13 protein-coding genes are annotated in these 14,407 nt (G+C 62.5%); 10 read left to right on the plus strand and 3 right to left on the minus strand.

Features of this window, described 5'->3' with window-relative positions; translation table 11 throughout:
- Positions 1-11: 11 nt before the first annotated feature.
- From dapD to F7R20_RS13315, 3 genes are all read left to right on the plus strand, one after another.
- A complete protein-coding gene (dapD, locus tag F7R20_RS13305; protein WP_003198211.1) occupies positions 12-1,046 on the plus strand; it encodes a 2,3,4,5-tetrahydropyridine-2,6-dicarboxylate N-succinyltransferase in 1,035 nt (344 codons plus the stop codon).
- 112 nt (positions 1,047-1,158) lie between these two features.
- Entirely contained in the window at positions 1,159-2,364 is a 1,206-nt protein-coding gene (locus tag F7R20_RS13310; protein ID WP_003198209.1) for a cysteine desulfurase, read from the plus strand.
- Positions 2,361-2,765 carry a SufE family protein gene (locus tag F7R20_RS13315; RefSeq protein ID WP_003198207.1) on the plus strand — a complete coding sequence of 135 codons (405 nt, stop codon included), beginning with the start codon at positions 2,361-2,363 and terminating at the stop codon, positions 2,763-2,765. Before F7R20_RS13310 ends, F7R20_RS13315 begins: the two co-directional genes overlap by 4 nt.
- Positions 2,766-2,882: 117 nt before the next feature.
- Here the strand turns inward: F7R20_RS13315 and tcdA are convergent, their stop codons facing one another.
- Positions 2,883-3,695, minus strand: coding sequence for a tRNA cyclic N6-threonylcarbamoyladenosine(37) synthase TcdA (gene tcdA / locus F7R20_RS13320; RefSeq protein WP_003198205.1), 813 nt, complete (start codon positions 3,693-3,695; stop codon positions 2,883-2,885).
- A gap of 218 nt (positions 3,696-3,913) precedes the next feature.
- Between tcdA and dapE the strand changes: the two genes are divergently transcribed.
- From dapE to F7R20_RS13335, 3 genes are all read left to right on the plus strand, one after another.
- Positions 3,914-5,065: a succinyl-diaminopimelate desuccinylase gene (gene dapE / locus F7R20_RS13325; RefSeq protein WP_003198203.1), complete on the plus strand. Its 1,152-nt coding sequence runs from the start codon at positions 3,914-3,916 to the stop codon at positions 5,063-5,065.
- Positions 5,065-5,874: a putative RNA methyltransferase gene (locus tag F7R20_RS13330; RefSeq protein ID WP_003198202.1), complete on the plus strand. Its 810-nt coding sequence runs from the start codon at positions 5,065-5,067 to the stop codon at positions 5,872-5,874. The genes dapE and F7R20_RS13330 overlap by 1 nt, the downstream gene beginning before the upstream one ends.
- 82 nt (positions 5,875-5,956) lie before the next feature.
- Entirely contained in the window at positions 5,957-6,334 is a 378-nt protein-coding gene (locus F7R20_RS13335; protein WP_003198200.1) for a hypothetical protein, read from the plus strand.
- Between the two features lie 147 nt (positions 6,335-6,481).
- Here the strand turns inward: F7R20_RS13335 and F7R20_RS13340 are convergent, their stop codons facing one another.
- Positions 6,482-6,691, minus strand: a complete 210-nt coding sequence (locus tag F7R20_RS13340; protein ID WP_003198198.1) for a cold shock domain-containing protein — start codon at positions 6,689-6,691, stop codon at positions 6,482-6,484.
- Between the two features lie 240 nt (positions 6,692-6,931).
- Between F7R20_RS13340 and plsB the strand changes: the two genes are divergently transcribed.
- From plsB to F7R20_RS13360, 4 genes are all read left to right on the plus strand, one after another.
- Complete coding sequence (gene plsB / locus F7R20_RS13345; protein ID WP_003198195.1) at positions 6,932-9,430, plus strand: glycerol-3-phosphate 1-O-acyltransferase PlsB; 2,499 nt, start codon at positions 6,932-6,934, stop codon at positions 9,428-9,430.
- Positions 9,431-9,618: 188 nt separating this feature from the next.
- Positions 9,619-9,993, plus strand: coding sequence for a hypothetical protein (locus tag F7R20_RS13350; protein ID WP_003198194.1), 375 nt, complete (start codon positions 9,619-9,621; stop codon positions 9,991-9,993).
- Between the two features lie 91 nt (positions 9,994-10,084).
- Positions 10,085-10,480, plus strand: a complete 396-nt coding sequence (locus F7R20_RS13355; protein ID WP_003198192.1) for a YbaY family lipoprotein — start codon at positions 10,085-10,087, stop codon at positions 10,478-10,480.
- A 33-nt stretch (positions 10,481-10,513) separates the two neighbouring features.
- Positions 10,514-11,203 (plus strand): DUF4197 domain-containing protein, encoded by a 690-nt coding sequence (locus tag F7R20_RS13360; protein ID WP_003198190.1) that lies wholly within the window; start codon positions 10,514-10,516, stop codon positions 11,201-11,203.
- Between the two features lie 135 nt (positions 11,204-11,338).
- On the opposite strand, the gene F7R20_RS13365 is transcribed toward F7R20_RS13360, so the two are convergent.
- Positions 11,339-14,404, minus strand: a complete 3,066-nt coding sequence (locus tag F7R20_RS13365) for an efflux RND transporter permease subunit (RefSeq protein ID WP_003198188.1) — start codon at positions 14,402-14,404, stop codon at positions 11,339-11,341.
- Positions 14,405-14,407: the final 3 nt, after the last annotated feature.

Consider the following 14,407-nt stretch of genomic DNA (forward strand, 5'->3'; position numbering starts at 1 on the left):
GAGGTAATTTCATGTCCACTACCCTGTTCAGCCTGGCCTTCGGTGTCGGCACTCAAAACCGTCAAGGCGCCTGGCTGGAAGTGTTCTACGCACAGCCGCTGCTCAACCCGTCGGCTGACATCGTCGCAGCCATCGCGCCGATTCTCGGCTACAGCGAAGGCAACCAGGCCATCACCTTCACCACCGCCCAGGCCTCGCAACTGGCAGAAGCACTCAAGGGTGTCGATGCCGCGCAAGCCGCGCTGCTGACCCGCCTGGCCGAAAGCCACAAGCCGCTGGTCGCCACGCTGCTGGCCGAAGACGCCCAACTGTCTTCCACCCCTGAGGCCTACCTCAAGCTGCACCTGCTGTCCCATCGCCTGGTCAAGCCTCATGGCCTGAACCTGGCCGGCATCTTCCCGCTGCTGCCGAACGTGGCCTGGACCAGCCAGGGCGCGATCGACTTGAGCGAACTGGCTGAGCATCAGCTCGAAGCCCGCCTGCGTGGCGAGCTGCTGGAAGTGTTCTCGGTGGACAAGTTCCCGAAAATGACCGACTACGTGGTTCCGGCCGGCGTGCGTATCGCCGATGCCGCACGGGTCCGCCTGGGCGCCTACGTGGGCGAAGGCACCACCGTGATGCACGAAGGTTTCGTCAACTTCAACGCTGGCACCGAAGGCCCGGGCATGATCGAAGGCCGTGTTTCGGCGGGCGTATTCGTCGGCAAGGGCTCGGACCTGGGCGGCGGTTGCTCGACCATGGGCACCCTGTCGGGCGGCGGCAACATCGTGATCAAGGTCGGCGAAGGCTGCCTGATCGGCGCCAACGCCGGCATCGGTATCCCACTGGGCGACCGCAACACCGTGGAGTCGGGCCTGTACGTGACCGCCGGCACCAAAGTGAAGCTGCTGGACGAAAACAACCAACTGGTCAAAGTGGTCAAGGCCCGCGACCTGGCCGGCCAGCCTGACCTGTTGTTCCGCCGCAACTCCGAGACCGGTGCGGTGGAATGCAAGACGCACAAATCGGCCATCGAGCTGAACGAAGCACTGCACGCCCACAACTAAGCTTCACACCACCACCTGTGGGAGCGAGCCTTTTTGTGGGAGCCAAGCTTGGCTCCCACAAAAAAAGCCCGCTCCCACAGGGTCCGGCGTCATTCGAGCAGGGCCCGAAAGCATGTTGATCCAATCCCCCTGGCGTGCCGATTTCCCGGCCATCGCCGCCCTGCAACGGCAAGGCCAGACCTACCTGGACAGCGCCGCCACCACGCAAAAACCCCAAGCACTGCTGGATGCCCTGACGCATTACTACGTCAATGGCGCGGCCAACGTGCACCGTGCGCAACATTTGCCGGGCGCCCATGCCACACAGGCGTTCGAGGACAGCCGCCTCAAGGTTTCGCAGTGGCTCAATGCCGGAAACTGCGGACAAGTAGTCTTCACCCACGGCGCCACTTCGGCGCTGAACCTACTGGCCTATGGGCTGGAACATCTATTCAACCCGGGCGATGAGATCGTCATCAGCGCCCTGGAACACCACGCCAACCTGCTGCCGTGGCAGCAACTGGCCGAACGCCGTTCATTGACCCTGGTGGTGTTGCCACTGGATGCCGACGGGGTGATCGACCCTGGCGCCGCCGCCGAACTGATCGGCCCGCGTACGCGCTTGCTGGCGGTGAGCCAGTTATCCAATGTGCTCGGGGCCTGGCAGCCGGTGCCGGCGCTGCTGGCGCTGGCCAAGGCCCAGGGCGCGCTGACGGTGATCGACGGCGCCCAAGGCGTGGTTCACGGTCGCCACAACGTGGAGGCGCTGGGTTGCGACTTTTACGTGTTTTCCAGCCACAAACTCTACGGCCCCGATGGGCTGGGCGTGCTGTTTGGCCGTACCGAAGCCCTCGGCAATTTGCGTCATTGGCAGTTCGGCGGCGAAATGGTGCAACAGGCCGATTACCACAGCGCCAGCTTCCGCCCGGCGCCGCTGGGTTTCGAAGCGGGCACGCCGCCGATTGCCAGCGTGATCGGCCTGGGGGCGACCCTGGATTACCTGTCCGACCTCGACCCGCTGGCGGTCATCGAGCATGAGGCAGCGCTGCATGACTACCTGCTCCATGGCCTGTTGGCCCGCAACGGCGTTCGCCTGGTGGGCAACCCGCGCCTGGCCCTGGTCAGCTTCGTGGTCGAAGGCATCCACAACGCCGACCTGGCCCACCTGCTGACCGAGCAAGGCATCGCCGTGCGCGCCGGGCATCACTGCGCAATGCCGTTGTTCAAGCATTTGAATCTGTCGGGGGCGATTCGGGTGTCGATGGCGCTGTACAACGACTCCGCTGATCTCGAGCGTTTCTTCGAGGCGCTGGACCAGGCCCTGGAGATGCTCCGATGAACCTGCCCGCCGAGGCCGCCACCGCGCTGCAGATTTTCCAGGACGCGTCAGGTTGGGAACAACGCGCCCGACTGCTGATGCAATGGGGCGAGCGCCTGCCGCCCCTGAGCGACGAAGACAAGTGCGAGGCCAACCTCGTCCACGGCTGTGAAAGTCAGGTGTGGCTGGTGGGTCAGTTGCACGACGGGCATTGGCAGTTTTGCGCCAGCAGCGATGCGCGGTTGATCCGTGGGCTGGTGGCGTTGCTGTTGGCGCGGGTCAACGGATTGTCCGCTGAAGAGTTGCAGCAGGTGGATTTGCCGGGCTGGTTCAATCAGTTGGGATTGTCGCGACAGTTGTCGCCGTCGCGTAGCAATGGCTTGAATGCAGTGTTGAAGCGGATGCTTGAGCTGACTGAATGATCGCCATCGCGAGCAGGCTCGCTCCCACAGGGGATCCGTGTCGTACACAAAATTTGTGTTCCTTAAGATCCAATGTGGGAGCGAGCCTGCTCGCGATGAAGGCATCAGCTCCAGTGCTCAAACCTGAGGCTTGACCCTATCCGCCGGCCGCCGCACACCCGCCACGATCTTATCCACAGCCTTGGTCGCCGCGACCATGCCGAACGTCGCCGTCACCATCATCACCGCGCCGAACCCGCCGGCGCAGTCGAGCTTGACGCCGTCGCCGACAAAACTCTTCTGCAAGCAAATGCTGCCGTCCGGTTTCGGGTAGCGCAGTTGTTCGGTGGAGAACACGCAGGGCACGCTGTAGTGACGGGTCACGGTGCGGGAAAAGCCGTAGTCGCGGCGCAAGGTGGAGCGCACCTTGGAGGCCAGCGGATCGTTGAACGTACGGTTCAAGTCGCAAACCTGGATCAGCGTCGGGTCGATCTGCCCGCCCGCGCCGCCGGTGGTGATGATCTGGATCTTGCGGCGCTTGCACCAGGCGATCAGCGCAGCCTTGGCGTTGACGCTGTCGATGCAGTCGATCACGCAATCGATGTTCGGCGTGATGTATTCGGCCATGGTGTCGCGGGTGACGAAGTCGGCCACCGCGTGCACGGTGCAGTCGGGGTTGATCCCGCGCAGCCGCTCGGCCATCACCTCCACCTTGGGTTTGCCGACGGTACTGTCCAGGGCGTGCAACTGACGGTTGGCGTTGCTGACGCAGACATCGTCCAGGTCAAACAGCGAGATCTCGCCCACGCCGCAACGGGCAATGGCTTCCGCCGCCCAGGAGCCGACACCGCCAACCCCGACAATCGCCACATGGGCCGCCCGCAGGCGCTCCAGGCCTTCGATGCCATACAAACGGGCGATACCGGCAAACCGTGGATCTTCTGTACTCATGACCATTACCCCAAAAACCGGCGCGCATTATAGGGCTTTGTCTCGGCAATTTAAGCAAAACCTCTGTGGGAGCGAGCTTGCTCCCACAGGTTTTGTGCTCCACCTGTCCCGCACCAGGGGCCCATGGTGGTCGTTTTGCTATAAGATAACCGCCATTTTGCGCGAGCCAGTCCGCGCCTGCATAAGCCTTGCGTTCACACTATATTCCCGGAGCTTTCATGACGGCCCACGCCGACCTCTCGCCGACCCTGCAACTCGCCTGCGACCTGATCCGCCGTCCGTCCGTGACGCCGGTGGATGCCGATTGCCAGAAACTGATGATGCAGCGCCTGGGCAACGCGGGCTTTGCGCTCGAACCGATGCGTATCGAGGATGTGGATAACTTCTGGGCCAGCCATGGCAAGCATGACGGCCCGGTGCTGTGCTTCGCCGGGCACACCGACGTGGTGCCGACCGGTCCGGTGCAGGCCTGGCAGCTCGACCCGTTCGATGCGGTCATCGACGAACAGGGCATGCTCTGCGGCCGTGGCGCGGCAGACATGAAAGGCAGCCTGGCGGCGATGGTTGTGGCGGCCGAACGGTTCGTCGCCGACTACCCGGACCACAAGGGCTCACTGACCTTCCTGATTACCAGCGATGAAGAAGGCCCGGCCCACCACGGCACCAAAGCCGTGGTCGAACGCCTCAAGGCCCGTCAGGAACGACTGGACTGGTGCATCGTCGGCGAACCGTCGAGCACCACGCTGGTGGGCGACGTGGTCAAGAATGGCCGGCGCGGTTCCCTCGGCGCGAAGTTGACCGTGCGCGGCAAGCAAGGTCACGTGGCTTATCCACACCTGGCGAAGAACCCGATCCACCTGGCCGCGCCCGCCTTGGCTGAACTGGCCGCCGAGCATTGGGACCACGGCAACGACTTCTTCCCGCCGACCAGTTTCCAGATCTCCAACCTCAATTCCGGCACCGGCGCGACCAACGTGATCCCCGGTGATCTGGTGGCGGTGTTCAACTTCCGCTTTTCCACCGAATCCACCGTCGAAGGCCTGCAACAGCGCGTTGCCGATATCCTCGACAAGCATCAGCTGGACTGGCACATCGACTGGGCGCTGTCCGGCCTGCCGTTCCTCACCGAACCCGGTGCGCTGCTCGACGCCGTATCGTCGAGCATCAAGGACGTCACCGGGCGCGAGACCCAGGCGTCCACCAGCGGCGGCACGTCCGACGGTCGCTTCATCGCCACCATGGGCACGCAAGTGGTGGAGCTGGGGCCGGTCAACGCGACCATCCACCAGGTCAACGAACGCGTGCTGGCCGCCGATCTCGATGTGCTGACCGAGATCTACTACAAGACGCTGATCAAGTTGCTCGCCTGATGCTCGCCTGCCCGATCTGCAGTGAACCGCTGAACGCGGTGGACAACGGCGTGGTCTGCCCGGCCGGCCACCGCTTCGACCGCGCGCGGCAGGGTTACCTGAACCTGCTGCCGGTGCAGCACAAGAACAGCCGCGACCCCGGTGACAACCAGGCGATGGTCGAAGCCCGCCGCGACTTCCTCAACGCCGGGCATTACGCCCCGGTCGCCCGGCGCCTGGCGGAACTGGCCGCCGAACGCGCGCCCGGACGCTGGCTGGACATCGGCTGTGGCGAGGGCTACTACACCGCGCAGATCGCCGAAGCGTTGCCCAACGCCGATGGCTATGCCCTGGACATTTCCCGCGAGGCGGTCAAGCGCGCCTGCAAACGCAACCCGCAGCTGACCTGGTTGATCGCCAGCATGGCCCGGGTGCCGCTGGCGGACGGCTGCTGCCAGTTCCTGGCCAGCGTATTCAGCCCGCTGGACTGGCAGGAGGCCAAGCGCTTGCTCAGCCCCGGCGGCGGCCTGATGAAAGTCGGCCCCACCGCCGGCCACTTGATGGAATTGCGCGAGCGCCTGTACGACGAAGTGCGCGAGTACACCGACGACAAGCACCTGGCCCTGGTGCCGCCGGGCATGGTGCTGGATCACAGCGAAACCCTCGAATTCAAGCTGACCCTCGACAGTGGCCAGGACCGCGCCAACCTGCTGGCCATGACGCCCCACGGCTGGCGCGCCAGTGCCGAACGCCGTGCCAGCGTGATCGAGCAGGCCGAGCCGTTCCAGGTCACGGTGTCGATGCGCTACGATTATTTCGTTCTTCAATAACCTTTTGATTCCGGTCCCGGGCAACCGCTCGGGCCCCGTTAAATCCGCGAATGGATTTTTCAAGACCGCAGCGAGGACATCCATGCGCCAACCCGATATCGAGATTTACCTCAAAGACGCCGACGTCGACCACAAGGCCATCGCCGCCTGGCTCGGCCAGGCCCTGGGCCCGTGCAGCGACTGGGTGCAGAAAGGCCAGACCTACAAGTGCAAGGCCGGCAACATCCCGGTGACCTGGCTGCCCAAGGCCGTGGGCAAATGGAACAGCCTGTACCTGGAAAGTGACCAGACCCCGTGGGAAGACGACATCGCCTGCGCCCGCGCCGCCTTCGCCGCACTGAATGTCGAAGTGCGCTGCGCGCCTGGGTCATGGGTCGAGGAAGAAGGCGAGGAGTCGGCGGATCGCTGGATTCGCATCAGCGCCGATGGGGAAGAAGAGATTACCTGGAAGACGGCGTGACGCTGACTTCCAGCCCACCGAAGAGCCAATGTGGGAGCGAGCTTGCTCGCGATAGCGGTAGATCAGCCAGATTAGAAGTGACTGACACACCGCTATCGCGAGCAAGCTCGCTCCCACAATGGTTTTTGTGTAGGCAGTGAATGCGGGTTACAACCCCACCACATCCTCAGCCTGCAAGCCCTTCTGCCCTTCCACGACCGCGTACTCGACCTGCTGGCCTTCGGTCAGTGAACGGTGGCCTTCGCCGCGGATGGCGCGGTAATGCACGAACACATCCGCCCCGCCCTCACGCTGGATGAAGCCGTAGCCCTTCGCGTCGTTGAACCACTTCACACTGCCGGTTTCCCGTGCTGCCATGATGCTCACTCCCATTTTTATTTTTTGAGTCGGCTTTTCCCGCCCAACCGCAAAAGGCAAAGCCGTACGAACTTTAGCCACCCTCCGGCCATCCATAAGGGAGGCCGTGGCAGTCACTGGCCGAGTATATGACACACGAGAAAACTCTCAACTGACTTTACTTCGGCGCTTTTTTGCCGATTTTCGGCGAATCCGGCACACTGGCGCCCGCCCCATCCCATTCACTCATGCAGAAGCCGTATGACCCGCTCCCCGTTCCGCCGTCTTGTGTTTGGCACCCTGCGCCGACTGTTGTACCTCTGGGTTCGCTCAGAGACGATCAACCAGTCGTCCTTCACCCTCAACCTCGACCGCAGTCGTCCGGTGTTCTACGTCCTGCAAGATCCTTCGCTCACTGACCTGGCGGTGCTCGACACCGAATGCACCAAGGCCGGCCTGCCCCGTCCGGTGCTGCCGGTCTCGGTGGGCAACCTGCTGGAACCGGCGGCGTTTTTCTACCTGACGCCAGCGCCGGACTGGATCGGCCGCCAGGACAAGCGCGGTGCGCCGCCCACCCTGACTCGGCTGGTCAACGCCTTGACCCACAATGCCGCCGAAGACGCCCAGATCATCCCGGTCAGCGTGTTCTGGGGGCAGTCGCCCGACAGCGAATCCAGTCCCTGGAAACTGTTGTTCGCCGACAGTTGGGCCGTCACCGGACGCCTGCGCCGCCTGTTGAGCATCATGATTCTGGGGCGCAAGACTCGCGTGCAGTTCTCCGCGCCGATCCACCTGCGCGAGCTGATCGAACACGACAAGGGCCACGAACGCACTGTACGCATGGCCCAGCGGATCCTGCGGGTGCATTTCCGCAATCTGAAAGCAGCGGTCATCGGCCCCGACATCTCCCACCGACGCAACCTGGTCAAGGGCCTGTTGAACCAGCCGCTGGTCAAGCAGGCGATTGCCGAGGAAGCCGAGCGGGAAAAGATCTCCGCCGAAAAAGCCAAGGCCCAGGCCCTGCGCTACGGCAACGAGATCGCCTCGGACTACACCTACACCGCGATCCGTTTCCTGGAAGTGGTGCTGAGCTGGTTCTGGAACAAGATCTACGACGGCATCAAGGTCAACCACATCGAAGGCGTGCAGAACGTCGCCCAAGGCCACGAAGTCATCTACGTGCCGTGCCACCGCAGCCACATCGACTACCTGCTGCTGTCGTACCTGCTGTTTCGCAACGGCCTGACGCCACCGCACATCGCCGCCGGCATCAACCTCAACATGCCGGTGATCGGCGGCCTGCTGCGCCGTGGCGGGGCGTTTTTCATGCGTCGCACCTTCAAGGGCAACCCGCTCTACACCGCCGTGTTCAACGAATACCTGCACACGCTGTTCACCAAAGGTTTTCCGGTGGAGTACTTCGTCGAGGGCGGGCGTTCGCGCACCGGGCGCATGCTGCAACCCAAGACCGGCATGCTCGCCATCACCCTGCGCAGCTTCCTGCGCTCGTCGCGCATGCCCATCGTGTTCGTGCCGGTCTACATCGGTTATGAGCGCGTACTGGAAGGCCGCACCTACCTGGGCGAACTGCGCGGGGCCAGCAAGAAAAAAGAATCGATCTTCGACATCTTCAAGGTCATCGGCGCCCTCAAGCAACGCTTCGGCCAGGTGGCGGTGAACTTCGGCGAACCGATCAAGCTGGCGGAATTCCTCGACGGCGAACAACCGGATTGGCGCCAGCAGGAACTGGGCCCGCAATTCAAACCGGCCTGGCTCAACGCGACCACCAACCGCCTCGGCGAGCGCGTGGCCCGGCACCTGAACGAAGCCGCGGCGATCAACCCGGTCAACCTCGTCGCCCTGGCGCTGTTGTCCACCAGCCGCCTGGCCCTGGACGACCGCGCCATGGCCCGGGTGCTCGACCTGTACCTGGCGTTGCTGCGCAAGGTCCCGTACTCGCCCCACACCACCCTGCCCGAAGGCGATGGCCGGGCGCTGATCGAACATGTAAAAGGCATGGACCTGCTGTCGGAACAGAGCGATGCCCTGGGCAAGATTCTGTACCTGGATGAGCAGAACGCGGTACTGATGACCTACTACCGCAACAACGTCCTGCACATCTTCGCCCTGCCGGCGTTGCTGGCGAGTTTCTTCCAGAGCAGCTCGCGCATGAGCCGCGAGCAGATCCTGCGCTACACCCATGCGTTGTACCCGTACCTGCAATCGGAGCTGTTCATTCGCTGGTCGCTGGAAGAACTGGATGGCGTGGTCGACCAGTGGCTCGAAGCATTCGTCGAACAGGGCCTGCTGCGTTTCGAAAATGACCTGTACCTGCGTCCGGCGCCGAGTTCGCGGCACTTCGTGCTGCTGACCCTGCTGTCAAAAAGCATCGCCCAGACCTTGCAGCGCTTCTACATGACTGTTTCGCTGCTGCTCAACAGCGGCCAGAACACCATCAGCGCCGAAGAACTGGAAGACCTCTGCACCGTCATGGCCCAGCGCCTGTCGATCCTGCATGGCCTGAATGCGCCGGAGTTCTTCGACAAGAGCCTGTTCCGCCACTTCATCCAGACCATGCTCGACCTCGACGTACTGCGCCGCGACGAGGCCGGCAAACTCAGCTACCACGAACTGCTGGGCGAACTGGCCGAAGGCGCGGCCAAGCGAGTGCTGCCGGCGGAAATTCGCCTGTCGATCCGCCAGGTGGCGCTGCATCGCAGTGAAGATGCCGCAGAGGTCGCCATCAGCCCCGACAGTTGAAGGTTGTCGATCACTCACCGAGAAGCATGGAACGCTTGCGGTGAGTTGATGGGACAGTCAACCAGCTTACTCCGACGCTGCGCAGCGGCTAAGGCGACGTCAAACCAAGAAAAGACCTACAGAGAACTTTGGAGCAGGCCTTTAGGATGGGCTCACGTCAATGTCGACGTACTGAAAAGGAATTCAGCATGAACATCATCACGTTAACCCTGCAACTGCCCGAAGGCTTTCAACTCCCGGAAGCCGCTCGCACCGAAGTCAGTGTGCAAAATGCTGCCGGCGCTCAGATCAGCGCCAGCGGCGGCCAGGGTTCCAACATGGCGCCTAAGGAGCCAGTGACCCAGCAGCCTTGGCAATATCGCTTTCTCCTCGACCCCAAGACGACGCCCGTAGGGGAGGAACTCTCGGTCAAGGCACAAGCGTACGAAGGTGACACCGCGCTTTTTCTTGAAACCGAACAGGCCTTCACCTGGGATGGCGGCAATCAACACGTTGACATCCTGCTGAGCCTGGCGCCAGCATCGATGGCTGAAACTGTTCAAGCGCCCGCGTTCGGTTCCTGAACCGCGACGTTACGAATGGATGCTTGGACGCAAATCCGCTAAATGCTCATTGACGCCCGCGTGGCTGGCGTCAATGAGCCAGGTGCTTCCAATGAAAAAACTCGCTCTGCTTGCATCCATGGCGCTACTGGCCGCTTGCCAATCGACAACCCCACCCTCCGCGTCCCTCGATGGCGAAGTCTTCTATCTGCAACGCATTGCCCTGCCGCCCAACGCTACCTTGAGCGTGAGCCTGCAGGACGTTTCCCTGGCCGACGCCCCTGCGGTGGTACTCGATGAGCAGAGCGGCCCGATCAAAGGCCAGGTCCCACTGCCGTTCCACCTCAGTTATGATCCGGCCCAGGTCAAGCCCGGGCATCGTTATGCCGTGAGTGCCCGCATCGAAGTGGACGGCCAGTTGATGTTCATCACCACTGAACAACACGCCGTGCAACTCGATGGCAAGGATCCGCAGCCGTTGAAGATCCGCGTCAACGCCGCACGCTGATTCCTTTTTCAAACTTTCATCAAGGACGCCATCATGCTTCTTTCAACCTTCCGTTTCACCAGCCTGTGCGCAGGCCTGCTGATCTGCGCCAATGCCATGGCCCTGTCCCTGGGCGACCTGTCGCAAAAAGACGCCACGGGCGGACTCAAGGACGCCTTGACCCAAGGCGCGCAGGTAGCGGTCAAGCAACTGGGCACACCCGGCGGCTTCAGCAACAACCCGGATGTGAAGATCGAACTGCCGGGCAAGCTCGGCAAAGTCGCCAGCAAGATGAAAGCCTTCGGCATGGGTGATCAGGTCGATCAACTGGAAACCAGCATGAACCAGGCCGCCGAAGCTGCGGTGGTCCAGGCCCAGCCGATCCTGGTCAATGCCGTGAAGAACATGAGCGTGGACGATGCCAAGGGCATTCTCAGCGGCGGCCAAGACTCCGCCACGCAATACCTGAACAAGAGCAGCCGCGAGCAGATCCGCGCCAAGTTCCTGCCCATCGTCAAGCAAGCCACCGACAAGGTCGGCCTGGCGCAGAAATACAATGCCTTCGCCGGCCAGGCCGCGACCTTCGGCGTGCTGGACGCCAAGAGCGCCAACATCGAAAACTACGTGACCGAGCAGGCGCTGGACGGGTTGTTCGAGATGATCGGCAAGCAGGAAGCCACCATTCGCCAGAATCCGGCGGCTGCGGCGACCAGTTTGGCGAAGAAGGTTTTCGGTACGCTCTGAGTCTCAATCCGAAACAACTGTGGGAGCGAGCTTGCTCGCGATGGCGGTATTGGCTTCAACATCTTGGTTGACTGTTACACCGCTATCGCGAGCAAGCTCGCTCCCACATTGGATCTGTTCTGGCCTCTGAACGCCTCAGGTTTTCTTGACCCTGAACCACGCCGCATACAACGCCGGCAGGAACAACAGCGTCAACGCCGTCGCCACAATCAACCCGCCCATTATCGCCACGGCCATCGGGCCGAAGAACAGGCTGCGTGACAGCGGGATCATCGCCAGCACCGCCGCCAGTGCGGTGAGCACAATCGGGCGGAAGCGGCGTACCGTCGCTTCGATGATCGCCTGCCAGGGCGACAGCCCCGCCTTGATGTCCTGTTCGATCTGGTCCACCAGGATCACCGAGTTGCGCATGATCATCCCCGACAGCGCGATCGTGCCGAGCATGGCGACGAAACCAAACGGCTGGCGGAACATCAACAGGAACAGCGTGACACCGATCAACCCCAGCGGTGCGGTGAGAAACACCATGACGGTGCGTGAGAAACTGCGCAGTTGCAGCATCAGCAAGGTCAGCACCACCACGATGAACAACGGCACCCCGGCGTTCACCGATTTCTGGCCGCGGGCCGAATCCTCTACCGTACCGCCCACCTCCAGCAGGTATCCGTCCGGCAGTTCTGCACGAATCGGGTCCAGGGTCGGGAAGATCTGCTGCACCAAGGTCGCCGGTTGTTCCTTGCCGTAGATATCGGCCCGTACGGTCACGCTCGGCAAGCGGTTGCGGTGCCAGATCACGCCTTCTTCGAAGCCGTATTCCAGGGTCGCAATCTGCGACAGGGCAACGCTCTTGCCGTTGTCGGTCGGCACCGCCAGGCTCGGCAGCAACGACAGTTCGGTGCGCTCATGCACCGTGCCACGCAGCAGGATTTCGATCAGCTCGTTGTCTTCCCGATACTGACTGACGCTGGAGCCAGTGAGGGAGCTGCGCAGGAAACTCGCCAGGTTGGCCGTGCTCACGCCCAGGGCTCGGGCGCGGTCCTGGTCGACGTTCAGGTACACCACCTTGCTCGGCTCTTCCCAGTCCAGGTGCACATTGGTCACGTAAGGGTTTTCGCGAACTTTCTCCGCCACTTTGCGCGCCAGGGCGCGAACCTTTTCGATGTGTTCGCCCGTGACGCGGAACTGCACCGGGTAGCCGACTGGAGGGCCGTTTTCCAGACGGGTGACCCGCGAGCGCAGGGTCGGGAATTGTTCGTTCAGGGTCGAGATCAACCAACTGCGCAAAGGCTCGCGGTCTTCGATGGTCTTGGCCAGCACCACGAACTGGGCGAAGCTGGACGCTGGCAATTGTTGATCCAGCGGCAGGTAGAAACGCGGCGAACCGGTGCCGACGTAGGCCACGTAATTGTCGATGCCCACGTGGTCCTTGAGCAGCGCTTCAAGGCGCTTGACCTGCTCGGCGGTGTTGCTCAGGGAGGCGCCTTCCTGCAGCTTCAGGTCGACCATCAGTTCCAGCCGCCCCGATGCCGGGAAGAACTGCTGCGGCACGAAACGGAACAACACCACCGAGCCGACGAACAACAGCACGGTCAGGATGATGACGGTTTTGCGACGACGCACGCACCACTCCACCATCCGCCGGACACGCTTATAGAACGGCGTGCCGTACGGGTCGGTCTGGCCGTCAGCCGTGCCATGTTTGGCCGCGTGAATTTTCGCCAGGTCCGGCAGGAGCTTTTCCCCCAGGTAAGGCACGAACACCACGGCAGCCACCCAGGACGCCAGCAGCGCCAGGGTCACGACCTGGAAAATCGAACGGGTGTATTCGCCGGTGCCCGATTGCGCAGTGGCGATTGGCAGGAAGCCAGCCGCGGTGATCAACGTACCGGTGAGCATCGGGAATGCCGTGCTGGTCCACGCGAAACTGGCGGCCTTGATCCGGTCGAAGCCCTGCTCCATCTTGATCGCCATCATCTCCACCGCGATGATCGCGTCGTCCACCAGCAGCCCCAGTGCCAATACCAGCGCACCGAGGGAAATCTTGTGCAGGCCGATACCCAGGTAATACATCGCGGCAAACGTCATTGCCAGCACCAGCGGGATCGCCAGGGCCACCACCATCCCAGTGCGCAGCCCCAAGGAGAAGAAGCTCACCAGCAACACAATCGTCAGAGCTTCCACCAGCACCTGGACGAACTCACCAACCCCGGTCTTCACCGCCGCCGGTTGGTCCGACACCTTGCGCAATTGCATGCCGGCCGGGAGCGTGTTCTGGATCCGGGCAAAATCGACCTCGAGGGCCTTGCCCAACACCAGGATGTCACCACCTTCCTTCATGGCCACGGCCAGGCCAATGGCGTCTTCGCCCATGAAACGCATGCGTGGCGCCGGTGGATCGTTGAACCCCCGGCGCACATCGGCCAGATCGCTGATGCGGAACGTACGATCGGCAACCCGGATCGGGAAGTTGCGGATCTCTTCCACGGACTGAAAATTCCCGGAAACCCGTAGCTGCAATCGCTCGCTGCCGGTTTCGAAGAAGCCGGCGGTCGATACGGCGTTCTGCTCTTCCAGAGCCTGCTGGACCGCCGCCAAGGGCAGGCCGAGGGTCGCCAGCTTGACGTTCGACAGCTCGATCCAGATCTTCTCGTCCTGCAAACCGAGCAGCTCGACCTTGCCCACGTCCTTGACCCGTTGCAGCTGGATCTGGACGCGATCGGCGTAGTCCTTGAGCACGGCGTAGTCGAAGCCGTCACCGGTCAGCGCATAGATGTTGCCGAAGGTGGTGCCGAATTCATCGTTGAAAAATGGCCCTTGGATACCCGGCGGCAAGGTGTGGCGGATGTCACTGATCTTCTTGCGTATCTGGTACCACAGCTCGGGAATCTGCACCGAATGCAGGGAGTCGCGGGCCACGAAGGTCACCTGGGACTCGCCCGGACGGGAGAACGAGACGATCCGTTCGTAATCGCCGGTTTCCATCAGCTTCTTTTCAATGCGCTCAGTGACCTGACGCGAGACTTCCTCGGCCGTGGCGCCCGGCCAGTTGGTGCGGATGACCATGGCCTTGAAGGTGAACGGTGGGTCTTCGCTCTGGCCGAGCTTGGTGTAGGAAAGCGCGCCAACGATCGCCAGCAACAGCATCAGGAACAGTACAATCTGGCGGTTGCGCAGCGCCCATTCGGAAAGATTGAAACCCATCGG

Source organism: Pseudomonas brassicacearum subsp. brassicacearum (assembly GCF_008801605.1).
In the GTDB taxonomy this organism is placed as follows: Bacteria; Pseudomonadota; Gammaproteobacteria; order Pseudomonadales; family Pseudomonadaceae; genus Aquipseudomonas; species Aquipseudomonas brassicacearum.